This window comes from Aliivibrio salmonicida LFI1238 (genome assembly GCF_000196495.1).
In the GTDB taxonomy this organism is placed as follows: domain Bacteria; phylum Pseudomonadota; class Gammaproteobacteria; order Enterobacterales; family Vibrionaceae; genus Aliivibrio; species Aliivibrio salmonicida.
Genome location: NC_011313.1, coordinates 409,301 through 429,534, shown reverse-complemented (window position 1 = coordinate 429,534; position 20,234 = coordinate 409,301). Strand labels below are relative to the sequence as shown.

Sequence of the window (20,234 nt, the reverse complement as noted above, 5' to 3'; positions counted from 1 at the left end):
TATTCGTTAGAAGTGAGAGCTACTTTGAAATTACTTCATAAGGGATTTCATTTTCTTTCAAAATAGTCACTATTTCTTCAGGTGGCTCTTGGTCGGTAATGATCATGTGCAATTCAGTAATACTTCCTAAATTAACCATCGCATTACGACCAAACTTAGTATGATCAACCGCAAGGTACACACTGCGGCTGTTTTCAATGATCGCTTTTTTCACTCGAACTTCGTGGTAATCAAAATCCAACAGTGAACCATCATAATCAATACCACTGATCCCTAATATGCCAAAATCCAAACGGAACTGTTTAATGAAATCAAGGGTTGCTTCACCAACAATACCCCCATCACGATTACGAACTTCACCACCAGCCAGAATCACTTTAAAATCGGGATTCGCCATTAAGATCATCGCTACGTTAATGTTGTTGGTAACAACGCGTAAATCCTTATGGTTTTTGACTAAGGCTTTTGCTACCGATTCTGGTGTCGTACCAATATCGATAAACAACGTAGCGCCATCAGGAATATGCTTTGCAAGCGCTTCTGCAATCGTGTCTTTCTCATTCAACTGCATCACTTTACGTGTAGTGTAAGCCGTATTTACAGAGCTAAGAGGGATCGTTGCACCACCATGATGACGGCGTATTTTGTTCTCATCTGCTAATTCGTTTAAATCACGGCGAATTGTTTGTGGACTGACTTTGAATTGCTCCACTAAATCTTCAGTACTGACATAACCATGCTGTTGCACTAAATTCACAATTTCTTGATGTCTTGATATTTGCTTCACGAATTACTCCCCTAATTTCGAACAATCAATGACTTATTATTTTTATCTGAAATCAGTGTACAAAGAAGCCATAAAGATTGGAAATATTTGACATGAATATGCGTGATATATATCAAACAAAGTTCGAAAAAGAAAAAGGGAGCACAATATTTGTGCTCCCTTTGTTTAATTAACCATCAAATTAGGTTAATTACTCTTCATCGTGCAGCTCTGCCCATGATTGAGCACATTTTACTGCGCGTTTCCAACCACGGTAACGTTGATTACGTTTAATTTCATCATGATGAGGTTCAAATGAACGATCAATCACAGCTTTACCTGCCAATTCATCAAGGCCACCCCAGAATCCAACGGCTAAACCAGCAAGATAAGCAGCACCTAGCGCAGTCACTTCTGTCACTTGTGGACGATGAACCGCTACATCTAATACATCCGCTTGGAACTGCATTAAGAAGTTATTAGCAACCGCACCACCATCAACACGAAGTGCCGATAACTTGATACCTGAATCTGCTTGCATTGCATCAATCACATCACGTGTTTGATAAGCAATACTTTCTAACGTTGCACGAATAATATGATTTGAACCACAACCACGCGTTAAGCCAACAATGGTTCCACGTGCATACGCATCCCAATAAGGAGCACCTAACCCTGTAAAGGCTGGAACCACATAAACACCGTTTGATGAATCAACCTTCGTTGCAAAATACTCAGAATCTTTCGCATCCGCTAATAGCTTCATTTCATCGCGTAGCCATTGAATCGACGCTCCGCCCATAAATACCGCACCTTCCAGTGCGTAAGACGCTTCACCACGAGGACCACAAGCAAGTGTCGTTAATAGGCCATTGCGAGACGTTACTTTCTCTTTACCCGTGTTCATTAGTAAGAAACAGCCCGTACCGTAGGTGTTCTTAGCTTGGCCTTGCTCTACACACATTTGACCATAAAGCGCCGCTTGTTGATCCCCCGCAATACCTGCGATTGGAATACGCGTTCCGCCTTTACCACCAATGTTTGTTTCGCCGTACACTTCTGATGACGATTTCACTTCAGGCATCATTGAAAGTGGAATATCTAGCTCTTTCAGCAGTTTTTCATCCCACTGAAGCGTATTGATATTAAAGACCATGGTACGTGATGCATTGGTGTAATCAGTCACGTGAACGCGTCCTTGTGTCATCTTCCACACAAGCCAGGTATCAACCGTACCAAACAATAACTTACCCGCTTCAGCGTCTTCACGAGCGCCTTCAACGTTATCTAAAATCCACTTAATTTTTGTACCAGAGAAATATGGGTCAACAACCAAACCCGTATTTTCACGGATGTATTCTTCAAGACCTGCTTCTTTCAGTTTTTCACATGTATCTGCCGTACGACGACACTGCCAAACAATCGCGTTATAGACTGGTTTACCCGTTTCTTTATTCCAAACTATCGTCGTTTCACGTTGATTCGTAATACCAATCGCCGCAATTTGATCACTGCGAATACCTGCTTTCGCTAAGGTTTCAACTAACGTCGAACTTTGTGTTGCGTAGATTTCTAGTGGATCATGCTCAACCCATCCTGCTTGAGGATAAATCTGAGTAAATTCACGCTGAGAAACACTGACAATATTGGCATCGTGGTCAAGAATGACGGCACGAGAGCTAGTAGTTCCTTGGTCAAGTGCAACAATGTATTTTTGCTCAGTCATGATGGAATCCTTTTATGTATTAGTTTGTAATTTATTAGCTCGTAGGGAGATAATTGTTAGTATTATTTTTAAAGTCTTTATTACACTTCAGCAGTTTTAGTTTCGTCTTCTGGATCACACTGATTAGGAATAGTACAACCATGCCCAGCTTTTGGTAAATAAGCACCAATCAGTTTTGGGTAAGCCCAACCACCAAAACACGCACCAGCAATAGGAGCAAGAATTGGAACAATAAAGTAAGGAATCTCTCTCGCACCTGTTAATGCATAATCCCAACCCGCTAAGTAAGCAAAGAGTTTTGGACCAAAATCACGAGCAGGGTTCATTGCAAAGCCAGTTAGAGGCCCAAGAGACCCACCAATCACGGCAATTAATAAACCGATAAGTAGAGGATTCATTGCACCACGAGACGCGCCATTATGCTCGTCACCTAATGCTAAGATGCCAAACATAAGAACCGCAGTAATAACAAACTCAACAGCAAACGCGCCTAGTATCGATAAAGAGGGGTGTGGATAAGTAGAAAAGATACCAGCCGTTGATAATGCAGCTTCACTGCTTCTTAAAAAACCATTCGCAATTTCATAATCAGCAAATAAATTACTGTATAACGCGTAAACTAACGCAGCAGAGCAAAAAGCACCAAGTACTTGAGCAATGATATAAGGGATTACTTTTGCTTTATCAAATCCATGAAACGCAGCCAGTGCAATAGTTACAGCAGGATTAAGGTGAGCACCAGAAACACCCGCAGTACAATAGATGGCAATAGAAACACCTATCCCCCATATAATACTGACTTCCCATTGGCCAAACTCAGCCCCCGTTAACACTAAGGCAGCGACACAGCCGACACCAAAAAAAATCAATAAACCGGCACCGATAAATTCAGCGATGCATTGTCCAAGTAATGTATGTTGTTCATTATTCGCCATGATTCATTCCTTTGTTTCGTTATTAGCTCATTTCATCAAGTTTTGTATGTATACGCTCTCATACACCAGATAAACGGCTCAATTATTATTCAAGTAGGTATACAGCATTCACGTTAAGCAGCACGAAATGTACTCCTTTTATTAATATTTTAAATATCAACAAACCCAAAATGAGCGTTCGAGCACATAAAGTGCGTGTTAGAATATTAAAAAGAAGATCTAGAGCATAAAAGATCAAGATCATCAGGTACGACCAGATCGAGTTTACAGAGAAAATAGAACGAAGGAGAGAAACAAAACAATCAAAAACAACAATTAAACGCTAATCCATTGAATTAAAAGATATTAAGCTAACAAAGATAACACTAAAGTAGCAATGTAATATGAAAGGCAAAAGAATAAAAACAATGTTCGTTTATAACCAAAAATAGTCATAAACGAACATGGGTATATTAAATGGAAGTAAACTATATTACTTATTTATATCGCTAATATATTGAACTACAACCTCTTTTACATAAGATTGGCAATATTTCGCGGTATTAGGATTGTAATGACCACCATTAGTAATGTTGTTTGATAAAATACGAATCGCTAAGAATGGAACGTGATACGCTTCACTGATTTGAGCCGCAGACGCACTTTCCATTTCTTCAGTACTTGTACCAAAGTTATCATGGAACCAATTAATACGATCTAACTCACTGTTCCAAAAATTCGCAGAACCAATCGTCCCTTCAACCACTTTTCCTTCGGTGTATTTCACTTTATGAGCAGAAGCAATTAATTCACTGCTCCCTTCATAGTAACGAATTTTATTTGCATCATCACCACCAGCGGTACCAGCAGAAGCCATAATATCCATCGGGATCCAAGTGAGTGAATTAGAGCCTTCACCTTCTTTCGCTTTCGGTGTTTTTAAATTACCTATATTTACCGTTCTCTTACCTAGAACAATATCTGCAACATTTAAGTTTTTATCATGCCCACCAGAAGTCCCCTGATTAATAATAGCTATTGGTTTATAGCGCTCTATCGCTATCGCCGTTGCCGCCGCCGTGTTCTCTAAACCCTTCCCTGTTTGGCTTACAATGACAGGGTATCCATTTAGCGTGCCTTTATAAAAAACAAAAATCCCCGTTTTTTCGATCGTGACATCATCAAGTAATGCAGCAAAATGTTGAGCTTCAATAGGCATAGGCCCTTGAATAATAATGGGTTGCGGTGCTGCGTAAGAATTACCTTCAACAGTCACACTTTTCATCCCTGCCACAGCAGAAAGACTCAAAGGTAACGTAAGTAAAGTAATTAAAAAGCCTTTAATAAAGCGCATAATATCTCCAGTAGTATTAATTTTGTAAATAAGGGTTTCAGAAGGAGTATAAAATTATTTTTGGCGACAAAAGTCAGCGCAAAGCAAACGATTGCTATTTAAGTCCTATAATCAAGAAAACCAGCGCTCTACAATGAATAGGCACATAAAAATAAACAATATTCCAAGATGCTATCAATACAAAAGTCAATAAGGTCTAGCATCATTAGCTTATATCCCCCATATACTGAGCAAAAGCGTGAACATATTAATAGTAAGTAATTATTTTCTAATCAAAGATGTAGCGAATAAAGTACTGCGTGAGCTCAGTGATGTGCATGAAACAAAAACAATGAATGTGGCTAAGTTTCACAGCTTAACCACTAAAGACATGCATGACTCCCCCCTCCCCGATCTTGTTGTTTATGATCTCGATAGCGAAAAGTATTCAATTGAAGATAAAATGCAATTTTTAAATGACAATGCATATTATCCTTTTTCTGAAGCCAAAAACTTTATCCTAATGGGATCGTTTGAAAAATTACGCGAAATGAAGCAATACAATATTTCACATAAAGCCATTTTAGAGAAACCATTTTCAATAAAGACGCTTCAAAATACAGTGAAGAAAAAGATTACTCTTTATCACACATAATAATAACTAAAGGCCAATTAATGCTTTTAAAAAATAAATTCTTTGTCGCCCTTACCGGAACCATCACCGTTTATTCAATCCTCATATCTATCGCTTCGTATCAAATAATCTCAACTAACGAAAAAGAAATCACCTCTGTAGCAACCAGTGTCGAAAATAAATACATACACAAAAATGTCTCGCATTACGCAAATAATATTAGCCAATTTTTAAATCTAGAAATGAAAGAAATTGACAGTATTTCTCAAAGGTACGCAGAAATAATTAAAGGCGCGGGTGAGAATACCAATAATATATTAAAAATATCAAATGACGAATTAATAAAATATTCAACCTCTGTTTATCTAACAAAAGTTAAAGTAATACCATTAAATGAAAATGATAAGTTCACAATAAAACAATATTATGTAGATAATGGATTTTATTTAACATTCAAAATAAACATAACAAGATTAATATATAAATTGGCAAGAAAACAAAATGAGGATGGTTTTTTATCATTAATTATTGATCAAGATATGAATATGGTAACAAAGAACAATAATGCACAAAAATACTTGTCAGAATACAAAGTTAAATTAAACGACATAACAAAAATAAAAGAATTAACATTTAATGAAATGATAACAATGCGAAATATATCAACAAAAACAGCTTGGGATTCAGAAATACATTTAGGAAAAGAAAAATATATAGTCGCCATTCAACCAGTAAAAGATTATCCATGGAATGTTGCCGTTTTAATAAAGAAGAAAACAACCACAAGTTACAGCCAAGAACTAACGGAGAAAATACATAATAATTATAATGTATTCATAAAAAAAATAATTAACACCATAATAATGTTAACCATATTGACTTTATTATTATCAACCTTTATCACTAATTATATTAAAGGTCCATTAATTTTATTTAGTCAATGGATAAAAGAGATACAAGAAGGTAACTATGAATATAACAACCCTTTGTTATATAGAAAGGATGAGCTTGGTGCACTCGCAAGAAATGTGGCTTTAATGGCTCAACACATATCAACACTGGTTGATGATTTAGAAAGAAAAATAGATGATAGGACCAATAAACTAAAAAAATCTAAAGAAATTGCTGAATCAGCCAATATTAAAAAATCCAAGTTCATTGCAAACATATCACACGAACTTAGAACCCCTCTTAATGCAATTTTAGGGTTAAGCTTATATCTGATAGAAAAAGAAGAAGACCAAGAAAAAAAGAAAACATTAAACACGCTCTATAAAGCAGGCGAAGGATTACTGGAGATGGTTAATGATATTTTAGATCTAAGTAAAATAGAAGCAAATAAAACAATATCAAATAAAGAACCAAATTCAATCGATAATATTATAACTAACATCATTGATGTCATTAGTTTTCAGTCAAATTCAAAAAATATAAAAATAGATTATAAGAAAAATGAATTCTATAATTTAAACATAGACAAAAAACATTTAAATAAAATAGTTATGAATCTTTTAAGTAATTCAATAAAATTCACAGATAAAGGTGGTAAAATAAATATTAATGTCAAATATATAAACTCAACCAATTTATCCACTGATTTAGTATTAGAATTTACGGATAATGGTCGAGGAATAGAAAAAAAAGACATAGAGCGTATATTTAATCCGTTTGAACAAATACACGATCAAGATAAAGACCAAGGTACTGGTTTAGGGTTGTTTATAACAAAGAAAATTATTGAAGATATGAACGGAAATATTTCAATAGAAAGTGAAGTGGGTGAAGGAACCTCTATTTTCATTACATTAAAAGACATTGAAATAATAAAGAGTAAAATAATCAACAAATACCACCACATGAAAAGAGAAATTCATGAAATGAAATCAAAGAAAAGCATCGCTATCGTCGATGATATTGAATTCAATCGTGAAGTACTCAAAAGAAAATTAGAACCTTATGATTTCCATATTATTGAGGGTATCAATGGAAAAGATATTTTAGAAAAAATAAAAAACACATCCTCCTTACCTGATGTTATTTTTACTGATATTAAGATGCCAATAATGAATGGTATTGAACTATCACGAAGAATAAAAGATTCAAAAGACATGAAACATATTCCTGTTATCGCAATAACAGCACAAGGCATGCTTGATGAAGAAACAAAAATAAAGAAATATTGTGATGGATACTTAATAAAACCCATTGATAATAAAAGCTTAGATAGCATAATTTCAAGTTTATTTTAAAAAGAGAGTAACAGATGATACTCTCTTTTTATCGTTTACTTGGTAAGGTACTTACTGCCGCATAAGCGCCAAATAATCAACGTTACCGGACCACTAACGAGTCCATCGACAGCGTAATGCCAACCTAAAGTAAATGAGCCAACATAGATAACCAGTGCAAACAACCAAAAGAGAATTCCTAGCTTTCGATTAAGAGAACTTACCCCTAAGGCCATAAGCACAGCCATAGAAACATGCATACTCGGCATGGCTGAAATACCACTACCTAACATTTCTTTTCCCGTAGTATAAGAAGTCCACAAGTAATCTTGAGTATTTAAAGACCAAAGTAAAATCTTCGGGTTATATTGTTGTAGCCACATGTCTTGCTGATGTAACAATGTCATTAATGGCAGGTAATCTGTATTTATAGGAAATAGGCGTCCAACAAAAGTAGGTCCTACCGAAGAAAAAGCGAAAGCCAATATATTTCCAATAACAATCCAGCATAATAACCACGTTAAAATATATTGTCTTCTTCTATGTACTTTTTGAGTAAGAATAAATACACCCAAGATAGCGTAAACCAAAAAAAACCAAATATTATAAGACAGATCAAGTCCAAACGTTATCCAAGGTGAATCATATAAACCATGGATCAATTGCCATGGCTCTTTACCGAAAAATAGCCACAAATCTATATTATGAATCGCTTCATCAAATTCAAATGGGTGAAGCAGTGGTATCATGCCTTTAAACGTTGAACAATAAGATAAAAAAGCACTGATCCCAACAAATAATAGAAAAGACGCAATAATTCGATTTCTATGGTCATAGATAAAAACAACTTGTTGCCAGAAGCAATATAACGGTCGTCTCTCTCTTCGATAAACCAAAGTAATAAAATACCATAATGTTCCAATAATAAGCGATAACTTCAGCATCGTTGGTAACATTGATAAATAAGCAGTAAGTTGACCTTTACTTTCATAACCATAAATCTGAAGTATCGCAATCACTACAACACTAAAGCTAATCATTACTCCATAAAAAATTTTATCGGCTTTAATATACTGATAAATATCTAAAAAAGAACGCTTCCAAAACTCAAATCCAGTAAATCGACTTACCGCCCTCACACTCATCATTATAATTGTTGGATCTCAACCCGACGGTTTTTATCTCGTCCCGCAGAAGTTGCATTACTCTCTAACGGTTCTTTTTCACCTTTTGAACTTGGTGTCAATTTCTTAGGATTTGCTCCATGTGCAACAAGATATTTTAATACCGTATAAGAACGCTTTAATCCAAGATCATAATTATAGGCTTTACTCCCTTTCGCGTCAATGTGACCAATGACTTTTAGGTGCGTATTTTCCTCTTCAATCTTAGTGAAAACTTGGTCTAACACATATTCAGAACGCTTCGTTAATGCGGATTGATCAAAATTAAAGTAAACACGAGCAAGCATATCAGGGCTGTTTGTTTCTACTGTTGATGAATGACTTAACAAAAATTAAGAACAACTGACATCAACGTTCATTTTATCAAGCTGGCTGCGGATAAAAGAGGCTTCTGGTGTTACTGCATCTACTTGTTGAACTTGGTAAAACCCACCTTGGTTAAGAGACACTTTCACTCCATCTCCTACCTGAATTTCTTTTTGGTATTCACCGTCAGAAGTACCACAATAAAGTAAAAGTGATTGATTTAAATCCATATTATCTTCTGCACATGCATTAAATGACAAACTTACAGACAGCGTTATTATTGTTAAATACTTATTCATTACTTGATTCTCTACCTTACGCTCTAAGCGCTATTTATTTTAAATGACCAATTTCTTCACTGATTAATTCAAGAATTGTATTTAGAATATCATCAGAATTTTCTGCTTTATAAACATTCTCAGCCCCAACACAATCTTTTAGTGCTTGGTTTTCACTGGGTTCATAATCAAAACCAATCACCGCCATTTGTGCTCTAATTGGCCTATTATCTAGTGTTTTATCAGACTCTAACCCTTGTTGAATATCACGACACATGCCGGCATTAACTAAACTACTGGTCAAGTTATTATCCGTATCCATTCCATCAGAAAGTACAATTAATAATCGACGAGAATTTGTGCCATACGTAAGAAGTTGAGCACCCCGAATTAAAGCTTGATAGGAGGACGTTCCTCCTTCAGGCCAAAATCGACTGACGTCTTGATTAACAACATCAAAATTTGACGTTAAGGGGATATCATTAAATCGACCACTATTATAAGAATTATTACAGTGATCTTTTGATTTTTCATTCCAGAGTCCGTCAATCGTTTTTGAAATTGAAACACCTCCCCAGAAGCCGTCAGATTCGGCTTGGCTTAGATAACAATCATCACCCCACCAACCACCTGAAGAGCCCGAATACTGAGAATAGGTATATTCATTATAAGCGGTGATGCCCATGGTGTTATCATTATCGTTGTGCTCTAAATCATTAAATTTTTGTAACTCTTTAGAAATACTATCAATAATATCAATTAAATCTTCGTACTTTTTATTACCTCCAGTCCAACGATCTCCCATAGATCCAGAAAAGTCAGCAGCAAACATAACATCGACCGCCTCACTCTGATATTTACGCGCTAAAGAATGCCCACTTGTCGAGAAGCTATCTCCCATCCCAACAATCGCATCATTACCAGGAAACCACGATTTTTGACTCGTTGTCACACCAACTTCATGCTCAAAGTACCTTGGTTCACCTACCGCTAAACCCGCTTTGCACTCCGGTATCTCTTCACAGTTACGTTTGTATACCTTGATTTCATTTATCGAGTCCACATCACTAATATAAGCGTTGATGTAATCTGTCACTATTTGTTGATTTGCAGAACTAGGGGATCCACCGCCACCATAATCTTGGTTTGGATCGTTATGAGCAGAAACAGCCAGTGTGGCCACCTCTGCGGCATCTTCAATCCGTGCTTTCGTTTGAATCGCTCTTGCCCCATCACTTGCTAACGTAAAAATCCCAAATAAAGCAGGGATCATCATGGCAAATAGAATCGCAGCATGACCTTTTTGATGACGTCTTAATTTCACAACTATCTCCCGATCATAATGGATGACGAACTGACATTCGTGTAGCTTTCGTTAACAAGAGAACCAAACATATTGTCGGTGTTATAGCATAGCGTGACGCGATATAGCGTCGCTTGTCGAGTCCAAGTAGTGACAACGGAAAGATAGTCAAACTGATTAATAGTCTGTGCCAATGGGCAAGCATAGCCCCCAAAGTTATAGCGCCTTGGGGCGTTTGGATTCCCAATACCTCGAAAGGTAAGCTCCTCAACAACACCACCAAAGTTTTTATCCTTATAACTTTGTTGCATACGACGAAGTGAATTTTGTGCAATGGTAAATATGGTATTGGCTTCGTTTTGTGTGATGACATAATCTTCGTCATACAATTGAGTTCGTTCTTTTAATACATTCACCAAAGAATACGATAACCGATCGAGTTTGCCGCGAATTGACAGTTTAATGATGACATCAGCACTGAATACAAACATGAAACTAAGTGCTACTCCGACAACGGCAAATTCAACAGTAAAATTTCCTCGTTGTTTAAATCTCAAAGGCATCACGCTCGTACTCCTGAATAACAATAACTTCACGACTAAAAAGACTTTCCGTGTCGACAAAATACGTAAAAATAGAAGAAAAACGATAATCTATCCGATAAACCGCGATGGCTCTGTTTTCTGATTCACCACATTCAGCAGTGACTTCGGCATCAGGCACCACGCATGGATCAACTAAACCACCTAATTCATTGACACTTTCAAGATATTGAATCGACATCGTAAATTTAGTTGGATCAACAACGCTTCCCCATAACGATTGATTCTCAGTAATGGCTCGGTTAAAAGAATCCAAGTAGTCCGCTTCTTCTGTTTTTGATTCACGAGCGGATTCTGAAACAATTAAATCACTGATAGCTGAGATATAAGACATATAACTCATCTCAACCCATGCCATACAAATGAGCCAAAAAGCCATAAACCCCAAAACGAATTCAATACTGGCAGTCCCTTTCTGTTTATTGATTCTCATCGTTATTTTTGACTCCGGTCGGTGTGACTTTATTTCTTTGAAGCTCTGTCTTTCTTAACGCAATATAGCGATCCGATATTTGACGTTTTGTGTACTTAGGAGAAAGCACTTTTTCCATAAAATCCAAATCCCCAGATTTAGCCATCGCTAACATTAAATTCGATTGAACTAAAGCGTCATTTTTATCATTCAGATACAGATGCAATAAGCGATCATTCGCTTTGTCATACTTGCCCTCAAGAATATCGAGTACCGCTAAATTGTTCTTAATTTTTATATCACTGTATAAATGTTTTCTCGCCAAATTAAAATAATGCCTTGCTTGAGGGAGATCTCGCTTCGCTGCATAAATAACACCCAATAAGTTTTCTATCTCTGCATTATTGTCATCGAGCAAATACGTTTTATTTGCAGTCTCCAATGCGTCTTCTACCATGCCCGATTCTAGCTGTGCATTTGCTTCAATTAAAAAAGAGTGAATCGAGCGAGAATCGTTATTCAACGATGCAATGGTAAATAAAGCGGATTCGGGATCGCTTGAATCTAGATATACTTGAGCTAACTTCTCTCGAACCTGTTGGTTTTCTTTTTGTTTCAATTGATTCTTATAAAAAACAATTAATTCAGCGTGATTTTTCGTATTGACTAAGATCGTTTCTTTTGCAATTTCAGTATCAATGCTTGATTGAGTCACACAACCAGCAAGACTTAATAGCATAATTCCTGCCATTATATTTTTAATACACACCTGACATCATCCTCATTATTCCTGGCGCAGCAATTAGAATTACAACCGGTATCATAATAAACAAAATCAATGGTACCGACATTTTAGCGGCTAACTTACCTACTTTTTCTTCCAGTGAAAGAAGACGTACATTACGAATATCTTCTGCTAATGTGTTTAAAATTCCATAAATGGAGCTACCGTAATGCAAGCTTTGCTTTAAGGTCATAACAAAACTTCGCATTTCATTTGTTGGCACTTTGATGTAAAGCTCATCCAATGCCACGCTTAATCCCACAATTCGAGCACGATCATTTGTGCGGCTTACCATATGTGCGAGATCTTTATCAAAACCACGCATTTCTTTAGCAAGATAAGCCATTGATGACTCAATCGTCATACCAGTATGAACGCACATGGCCAAAAGATCGAGCAAATATGGCAACTGGCTAGATAATTTATCCCGTAACGTTTTAATACGAGAATTTAAGATCAGATCAGGTATCAAGATACAAATAACGAGCCATATACACATATAAGCAATGATTTCTTTTGGATCCGTATCGCTTCTACTCAACCAATAAATAGTCACTCCACCTATTGCAGCTGCTGCATATTTAGCAGGCATATATAAATGAGCCCATTTGAATTGATAAAAACCCGCAGAGTAAAATTTTCGCTCAACATCGTCTGCATTCGTCGACACTGAACTGGGTAAGAATTGCTCAACTTTATTAATCACGTTCTCATTACGAGTCAATATTTCATTACTCGCTAAAAATTTAAGTAAGGCTTTTCTTTGTAATACGATTTGATACAACAACCAAAATAATAAGACTAAACCAAAAGAAACTAAGACTGCATACAATACAACGGATGACGTTATCATGAGCGCACCCCTTTCATTAATAACCATATAGTTAATATCCCTATCGATTCACTAATTAATACGTAATATAAAATAGGTCGACCATCGGGATTAAACATTACATATTCATAGTTCTCTGGGCTTAGGTATTGCAACATAAACAAAAAGATAAAAGGAATTGAAGCTACAATTTTTGCTGACGTTCGAGCTTCCGACGTTAATGCATACTTCTTTTTTTCAATGGAACGCGCACCAAACATTAAGCGATTAAGACGCCTCATTATCTCTTTTAACTGCCCTCCTCGCTCCATACTTGTACGTAACGTAATGATAAAGAATTGAAAGGAAGGGTATGGAAAACGAGCACACGATTTTCTGAACACCGTATCGGGAGATTCACCTAATTGTAATTGCTCTCCCATACGTTTAAATTCTTTCCCTACTTTGCCATCGAGAGAGGCCCCTACGAATATAATCGCGTGCATGATCCCTTCACCTGAACTCACGGCACTTGAAAGCATGTTTAAAGCATCAGGAAAAGAATCTTCAAATCTATTTTTCTCTCGCTTACCTAGCCATAATATCGCACCAAACACGCCTACAACTTCAACAATCACTACTACAATAAAGAAATTACCGTGAATGAACGTTTGATTAATATAAATACCAAGTAACGCCATCAGAACGCAATAGAGCGAAATTTTCACATTGGCTAGAGAATCGATTTGTTGATACGTATTTTTAAAAAAACGCACTAGCCTTTTACTGATATCTGCATCAGACAAAGAAACGAGTTTAACCGCTTGGCGATCATTATCAGAGGGTGAAATTGAAGCATGATTAAGATGATCACGATGCCTACCACTATAAGTAGACATCAAATACAGCACTAATAACCCACCAAAAATTAAAGAGATCCCATAAATCATGCTGTCTCATCCACCTTATTAAACGCCGCATTTAATTGTTGCTCTAAACCAAAGAATCGCGCTTTCTCTACCAATACAGAACGCTGCATTAAACCCGCGGTTGAATACTGACCCAGTATCTTCCCATCACTCCCATGCTGTCCTGAAGAATGAAATTTATACAACTCTTCTAACACAACATTGTTTCCCTCAAGGCCAACAACTTCAGTGATACTCATGACTTTTCGGCTACCATCGTGCAGTCGACTGATTTGAATAACTAAATCAACTGCACTTACGATCGTACGGCGAATTGCTTCTAAGGGCAGATTATTGCTTGCCATCATCACCATCGCTTCAACACGCGCCATTGCATCTCGTGGCGTATTCGCATGCAATGTAGACATTGAACCATCATGACCCGTATTCATTGCCTGAAGCATCTCAAAGGCCTCACCACCACGACACTCACCGACAACAATACGATCTGGTCGCATACGTAACGCATTGATCACAAGATCACGCTGAGTGATTGCGCCAGTGCCTTCAATTCCTGAATTTCTAGTTTCTAATCGCACCACATGGGGTTGAAGTAATTTTAATTCCGCGGCATCTTCAATAGTAATAATGCGTTCTTTTTCCGATATAAATTGAGAAAGCGCATTCAGCATGGTGGTTTTACCTGAGCCTGTACCACCAGAAATTAAGATATTCAGACGACAGCGCGAGGCGATCATAAGGATCTGAGCCATTTCTGGACTAAGCGCCCCAAATTCAGTCAGTTTGTCCAATCCAATACTGTCTTTTTTAAACTTACTAATTGACATTGATGTGCCATCAATAGCAATTGGAGGTATCACTATATTAACTCTACTGCCATCTTGTAAGCGGGCGTCACACGTGGGTGAAGAATCATCAACACGACGACCCACTTGAGATGCAATGCGTTTAGCAATATGTATAAGTTGTTCTTCATCAATAAAACTGACTGGAGCAACTTCGACTAATCCATTACGCTCAATGAATATTTGATTATGACCATTAATCATAATGTCACTGATGGAATCATCTTCCATTAGCACCTGTAATGGTCCAAGCCCTTGCAGTTCATCCACAAGGCTAGTTACAAATTCGGCACGGATCATGGTACTCACTGACCACTCTCGACGTTCGATCAGCAAATCAATCGCCCCACTGAGTTGCTTACTTAACTGCTCTTTAGATAAAGAGTTAACCGCTTCAGCTTCTAATGCTTCAAAGATCTGATTACGAATTTCGATATAAATTAATTTATTCTGATTCATTATTTCATTCTCTGCGTTAAGCGTTTAAGTAAACTCGGTTTCTTAACCGTTTCACCGAGCAAAAGTACAGTAACATCATTAAAACTTTGACTTATAAGCATATTTTTTGAATGAATACTTTCGCCATGCAGTAACGCTGACCCTATTTTTGGCTCAAATGGACAAATAACATCAACGCTTCTATCAATGTGTTTTTTGATATCTTTTAAATCTACCGTGGAATATTTTTCTGGTTTCGTATTATTCACAACGATGATAAAACGCATTTCTAATTTTTTCTCTTTTACTACGCTTAATACTCTTGAAGCTTCTCGTAAACTCGACACCGTTTGGTCAATAACCAGAACCACAACATCAATGTCTTGTTCTTTGGTCAAAAAACCGATTTTCTCACTTGCTGAGCCAGAAAGATCTTCAATAATAAAGTTTGTTTCAGTCGCAAGCTGAGTCGATAATACATGGGTATATTCTTTAAGCTCTTCAACCGATAAATTATCTGACTCAATCGACAAAAAAGAGAGCATTTCATTTACTTTCGTTGTCATTCCCATCGCATATTGAGCATCCAAATTTGCAATAAGCATACCTTGAGGTAATTTTTTCCTAGTAAATTGTTTAACACCCAACATAATATCAAGATTGCCACCGCTAAAATTATGATCGATAACAATGCAGGAACTATTACGTTTTTCTGACAACTCTTTACTAAGCTCTGCCGTAAGCATCGAGGTACCAACGCCCCCTTTCGAGCCTAAAACAATAATTTTCTTTGCTTGGCGACTCTTACTTAACGTATTGTTTCTTGTGAGGTTATCATTAACGCCTCGGATAAAATCAATCAATTCCAGCTTAGTAATAGGCCAAAATAAATAGTAATACCCCATCGCCCTCAAGTCTCGAATTGTCGATATGGAATTTTCACTACCAATCACAATGACAGAGGCACTGTTCGGTAATTGGTGACTAATTTGCTCGATGTCTTGCGTTATATTATCGCTCTCATTAAGTTCAATCATAATAATATGATCGGTAAACTCTTGAGCGTTATCACGAATAGCCTCATCACTGTATTTAAATACAACAGGAGCAGTTACACCTTCAAAACGGAAAACTTCTTCCATTAATTCTCGGAACCTTTCCGTTTGGTAGAATAATATTAATGATAATTTTTTTTCTTCATTGATCTGTATTTTCATTGAATTCGCTAAATCAAACATCTTACTCATTCCCCTCAGCTACTGATTTTTTGGTGTCTAATAGCATTTTTTGAGGGTTCACCATGGATGCCCAACGCGCGTTTTCAACAAAACAGCCACTAGCTTGATTACCAATGCCGCCAATCTTTGCATACTCACAAGACGAGACTTCAACTTTAGGCTTTATCAACGTTAACTTAAGATCAAAATGAGACACTTTCTTCTCATTATGACTGACTGTAATTAAATCACGGTTAACACCACGAATAAGAAGATCGTTACGAATGTCATTAGCCCATTTTTTCCCAACAGTATTAAACCATCGAATCTCTAATCCATAGTTCAATATATCTTTCGAATGGTCAGCGAAAAACGCCGACAGTTTCTCATCTGAATTGTCTGATTTAGATAATGAGATAGAAAATGTGACCGGGAAGATTTCAATCTCAGGGCCATAACGCTCATTTACTTTCTCGACACAACCAATCATGAATACCAACGGTAAGAACAACGCATATTTCCAATTAATCATTTCTTAAATCCTCCTGTTGCTAATAACTCTTTTGCCCATTTATCACTGGCCGTAATATAAGAATCCTCTAGAGCAAAAAATCGGCTCAATGTAGTCGTTTTTTTCATCATTGGCAGTTGTATTTGAGAAGGATGGATTGGTTGAACTAAATTAACCGTCGCAACAATGATCAATTCAGTCTTATTTCGTTGTGTTACAGAATTACGAAATAACGCACCAAGAATTGGAATATCACCAATGAATGGGACTTTTTGTAAACTTTCTTTATCTTCAGAGTTAAGTAATCCACCTAAAACAAAGCTTTGTCCATCACCCAATTCAACGGTCGTACGCGCACGACGCGTTTTTAACGCGGGTAAATTATAAGAGTCATTTTCATATTGTGTGTCTAACGAACTCACTTCAGGAACCAAAGAAAGCGTTATTTTATCGTCTTTCTTTACCTTAGCCATGAGATCGAGGCGAACACCAAACTCTTTATAAACCACATTGGTACTGTTATTAACCGTCGTTACAACCGGTAACTCTCCCCCCACTAAAAAGCTCGCACTTTCCCCGGAGATAACAGACAAATTAGGCTCGGCTAATATTTGACCAACAGAGTCATTTCCGATTGCAGTAATAACAGACATGATATCCGAAGAGCTAAAACTGGTCAGCGGTTGCACAAACACACCCGGTACACTTGCACTCGTTCCATATTGAATACCGATTTGCTCAAGAAAAGATTGGGATACTTCAGCAATCGATATTTTTACATTCACTTGTTTCGTCGTCGCTACAACAATATTATTAACAACGCCTTCGTATTCATGACGCTCCATAAACTGTATTTCATAATCTTGATCTTCCATGTCTTGTTCAAACTGGAAATCTTTTCTGCTTTTCTCTAATAATTCACCAACAATACCGTTAATCTCATCTTTTTCTTGTTCCGTTGAGACTGTACCATTCAAAACGACTTGCTCACCGACATTGAATATATCAACCGCAGTATCTGGGTATTTCACTGAAATATATTGCTGAATAGTGGCCAAGCTTTTGTTAACCATTATTTTTTTATTTGAAAGTGTATTCCCTTTCTCACCAAAAATAAGCACAGAACTGCTGCCAATACTCTTTCCATAAATAACAATTTTTCGTTTATCAATCACTTGGTAATCGGCAATTTTAGGATCAGAGAGAAAAACAGAAGAAATATCTTGCTCTACTGATATTGTTTTTGCTCCTCCCTCCGACATGTTAATAATACCCACAGCATGGCTAGAAAAAGACATCATGAATAAACTTAATGTAATTATAGTTTGGTAGCTTTTATTCCACATTCCATTCATCCTATTTAATAACCACTTCATTCGCGCGATATTCAGTAATCGCATTAAAATCTTTTAATATATCCCCAGCATCTGCTTGTAAATCGCTAGAATCATACTTCCCTGTTGATTTATACACTTCTATATCTGCAATTTTTTTAGCGACAATCAGCTTGGTTGCTTGCTCACGGGTTAATTCAAGAATTAAGCTAATCACTTCGGTTTCAACATCATTGCGATTGCCTTTTATGACTGAATGCTTCACTTGCAGGACTTTTACCCCAGTAAATATGGGTGTAATTGAAACCGATTTTTTTACATTACGGGTAGAATTATTTATATTCTGAGGAGATGTCAAAGCAAGAATATCAACAATCGTTCCACTTCGAATCACTCCACCAGTAATAGATGAAGGGTCAACCGTAATTGGGAAAGGAATTCGTTCTGGAGCAATAACATAATCAATATAACCATCTTCTTCTGGCGTGATTAAATCGCTCATTGAAATATAAGTGCCTTTTTTAAGTTCACTTTTAAAGACGGTCCCTGGGATTAAATCTAACGTCACATCTTCAGAAAAACTCAGAGCATTCGCTTTTTGCTCTGGCATTAGCTCTAATGCCAACATATGACGATTAATCTCTTCACTCATGTTCACTTCTTTTTTTAGACGCCACACTTTGATTTTCACTTCTTTAGCGGACTGTATTTTCTGAGGAGTAAACAAAGACAAGCTTTCCCCTAAGCCATATAAACCAAATAAAATAGTCATTACAGCAAGTACAATTATTAATTTAACTTTCATCTTTTACCTTAAATTGATGCTGCAATACCAAATAAATAGCCTATACAAATAGGAACACCATAAGGAACACCATCTATTTTTTCATTAGTCTTACATTTTTTCCAAGCCAATTGACCCAATGCAATAATCCCTCCAAGCAGTAGAATAATAGTAATTACTAATAGTTGGTATTTTGGGTTAACTGCAATGGAAAAAGCAGCAGCGAGTTTAATGTCCCCTGCTGCAATTATATTGAATGAAAAAAGAACAAATCCAGTAATAAATATTATCGCTGGATAGAATATATTTTCATAATTATCAGTAACAACGCCAATCATTATGCAAATTATGAAAACAAGCATACATGCTCGATTCGATATTATTCGCTTCGTGACATCTTGATAGCATATAAAATAAGAAATGGCGGCTAATAAAAACCACCATATTATTAAAAAAATGTTCACTTAATAATTATTAACTTTTTACATTAGCAGAATCAATGTTACTTGAGATAGTACCCATAGCGCCTACTAAAGCATCTTTAAGTGTACCATTAAACATCAACAAAACGATTGCTGAAATAGAAACACCAATAATTGCATATTCAATCGCAGTCACACCACGTTGATCATTTTTGAAATTTTCGAAAGCCATTTGAGAACGAACAACAAGCTTAGTTAGCATTTGATAACCTTAATATTAAAATTTTCCACTTACAAAGAAATAAACATTTACTTTTTTGCTATGTATATTCATTGGCACTGATTAACTTTGGAATCAATGTATCAATAAAGTGAAAACATCATAATAATTTGGCATAAAAATGAATAAGGCATATTTTTTTAATATAAAGATAAAAGTGCCAACATGATGACTTTCATCTTATTTAACAAAT

22 protein-coding genes are annotated in these 20,234 nt (G+C 36.4%); 2 read left to right on the top strand and 20 right to left on the bottom strand.

The genetic code is table 11. The features are described 5' to 3' along the window. Positions 1-19: 19 nt before the first annotated feature. The 4 genes from VSAL_RS18100 to VSAL_RS18085 form a co-directional block, all read right to left on the bottom strand. Complete coding sequence (locus tag VSAL_RS18100) at positions 20-787, bottom strand: DeoR/GlpR family transcriptional regulator (RefSeq protein ID WP_012551736.1); 768 nt, start codon at positions 785-787, stop codon at positions 20-22. A 190-nt stretch (positions 788-977) separates the two neighbouring features. Continuing rightward, entirely contained in the window at positions 978-2,492 is a 1,515-nt protein-coding gene (glpK, locus tag VSAL_RS18095; RefSeq protein WP_012551735.1) for a glycerol kinase GlpK, read from the bottom strand. A gap of 80 nt (positions 2,493-2,572) precedes the next feature. Then, entirely contained in the window at positions 2,573-3,427 is an 855-nt protein-coding gene (locus VSAL_RS18090; protein ID WP_012551734.1) for an MIP/aquaporin family protein, read from the bottom strand. Positions 3,428-3,899: 472 nt separating this feature from the next. Next, on the bottom strand, positions 3,900-4,760 hold the full coding sequence (locus VSAL_RS18085; RefSeq protein WP_012551733.1) for a 5'-methylthioadenosine/S-adenosylhomocysteine nucleosidase: 861 nt from the start codon (positions 4,758-4,760) through the stop codon (positions 3,900-3,902). A 238-nt stretch (positions 4,761-4,998) separates the two neighbouring features. On the opposite strand from VSAL_RS18085, the gene VSAL_RS18080 reads away from it, so the two are divergent. Both VSAL_RS18080 and VSAL_RS18075 read left to right on the top strand, forming a co-directional pair. Next, complete coding sequence (locus VSAL_RS18080) at positions 4,999-5,394, top strand: hypothetical protein (RefSeq protein WP_012551732.1); 396 nt, start codon at positions 4,999-5,001, stop codon at positions 5,392-5,394. A gap of 20 nt (positions 5,395-5,414) precedes the next feature. After that, the gene (locus VSAL_RS18075) at positions 5,415-7,622 is read left to right on the top strand and encodes an ATP-binding protein (protein ID WP_012551731.1); all 2,208 of its coding nucleotides are present in this window, start codon (positions 5,415-5,417) and stop codon (positions 7,620-7,622) included. A 35-nt stretch (positions 7,623-7,657) separates the two neighbouring features. On the opposite strand, the gene VSAL_RS18070 is transcribed toward VSAL_RS18075, so the two are convergent. The 16 genes from VSAL_RS18070 to VSAL_RS18000 are packed head-to-tail and all read right to left on the bottom strand — an operon-like array spanning position 7,658 to position 20,023. Further along, complete coding sequence (locus VSAL_RS18070) at positions 7,658-8,749, bottom strand: phosphatase PAP2 family protein (protein ID WP_012551730.1); 1,092 nt, start codon at positions 8,747-8,749, stop codon at positions 7,658-7,660. Continuing rightward, complete coding sequence (locus VSAL_RS23990) at positions 8,749-9,114, bottom strand: OmpA family protein (protein WP_049940451.1); 366 nt, start codon at positions 9,112-9,114, stop codon at positions 8,749-8,751. The genes VSAL_RS18070 and VSAL_RS23990 overlap by 1 nt, the downstream gene beginning before the upstream one ends. A 3-nt stretch (positions 9,115-9,117) precedes the next feature. Then, positions 9,118-9,390 carry a hypothetical protein gene (locus tag VSAL_RS23985; RefSeq protein ID WP_049940449.1) on the bottom strand — a complete coding sequence of 91 codons (273 nt, stop codon included), beginning with the start codon at positions 9,388-9,390 and terminating at the stop codon, positions 9,118-9,120. 34 nt (positions 9,391-9,424) lie between these two features. Next, a complete protein-coding gene (locus VSAL_RS18060; RefSeq protein WP_012551729.1) occupies positions 9,425-10,693 on the bottom strand; it encodes a TadE/TadG family type IV pilus assembly protein in 1,269 nt (422 codons plus the stop codon). 2 nt (positions 10,694-10,695) lie between these two features. Further along, complete coding sequence (gene tadF / locus VSAL_RS18055; RefSeq protein ID WP_012551728.1) at positions 10,696-11,235, bottom strand: tight adherence pilus pseudopilin TadF; 540 nt, start codon at positions 11,233-11,235, stop codon at positions 10,696-10,698. Then, positions 11,219-11,707, bottom strand: coding sequence for a TadE family protein (locus VSAL_RS18050; protein WP_012551727.1), 489 nt, complete (start codon positions 11,705-11,707; stop codon positions 11,219-11,221). Before VSAL_RS18050 ends, tadF begins: the two co-directional genes overlap by 17 nt. Continuing rightward, entirely contained in the window at positions 11,694-12,455 is a 762-nt protein-coding gene (locus VSAL_RS18045) for a tetratricopeptide repeat protein (protein ID WP_044583554.1), read from the bottom strand. Before VSAL_RS18045 ends, VSAL_RS18050 begins: the two co-directional genes overlap by 14 nt. Next, positions 12,445-13,323 carry a type II secretion system F family protein gene (locus VSAL_RS18040; protein ID WP_012551725.1) on the bottom strand — a complete coding sequence of 293 codons (879 nt, stop codon included), beginning with the start codon at positions 13,321-13,323 and terminating at the stop codon, positions 12,445-12,447. Before VSAL_RS18040 ends, VSAL_RS18045 begins: the two co-directional genes overlap by 11 nt. After that, the gene (locus VSAL_RS18035) at positions 13,320-14,231 is read right to left on the bottom strand and encodes a type II secretion system F family protein (protein WP_012551724.1); all 912 of its coding nucleotides are present in this window, start codon (positions 14,229-14,231) and stop codon (positions 13,320-13,322) included. Before VSAL_RS18035 ends, VSAL_RS18040 begins: the two co-directional genes overlap by 4 nt. Next, complete coding sequence (locus VSAL_RS18030; protein WP_012551723.1) at positions 14,228-15,514, bottom strand: CpaF family protein; 1,287 nt, start codon at positions 15,512-15,514, stop codon at positions 14,228-14,230. The genes VSAL_RS18035 and VSAL_RS18030 overlap by 4 nt, the downstream gene beginning before the upstream one ends. Next, complete coding sequence (locus VSAL_RS18025; RefSeq protein WP_231850970.1) at positions 15,514-16,740, bottom strand: AAA family ATPase; 1,227 nt, start codon at positions 16,738-16,740, stop codon at positions 15,514-15,516. Before VSAL_RS18025 ends, VSAL_RS18030 begins: the two co-directional genes overlap by 1 nt. Then, on the bottom strand, positions 16,733-17,242 hold the full coding sequence (locus VSAL_RS18020) for a hypothetical protein (protein WP_012551721.1): 510 nt from the start codon (positions 17,240-17,242) through the stop codon (positions 16,733-16,735). The genes VSAL_RS18025 and VSAL_RS18020 overlap by 8 nt, the downstream gene beginning before the upstream one ends. Next, a complete protein-coding gene (locus VSAL_RS18015; RefSeq protein ID WP_012551720.1) occupies positions 17,239-18,576 on the bottom strand; it encodes a type II and III secretion system protein family protein in 1,338 nt (445 codons plus the stop codon). Before VSAL_RS18015 ends, VSAL_RS18020 begins: the two co-directional genes overlap by 4 nt. 1 nt (position 18,577) lies before the next feature. After that, positions 18,578-19,360 carry a Flp pilus assembly protein CpaB gene (cpaB, locus tag VSAL_RS18010; RefSeq protein ID WP_012551719.1) on the bottom strand — a complete coding sequence of 261 codons (783 nt, stop codon included), beginning with the start codon at positions 19,358-19,360 and terminating at the stop codon, positions 18,578-18,580. Positions 19,361-19,368: 8 nt separating this feature from the next. Next, entirely contained in the window at positions 19,369-19,803 is a 435-nt protein-coding gene (locus tag VSAL_RS18005) for an A24 family peptidase (RefSeq protein WP_012551718.1), read from the bottom strand. A 10-nt stretch (positions 19,804-19,813) separates the two neighbouring features. Further along, positions 19,814-20,023 (bottom strand): Flp family type IVb pilin, encoded by a 210-nt coding sequence (locus VSAL_RS18000; protein WP_012551717.1) that lies wholly within the window; start codon positions 20,021-20,023, stop codon positions 19,814-19,816. Positions 20,024-20,234: the final 211 nt, after the last annotated feature.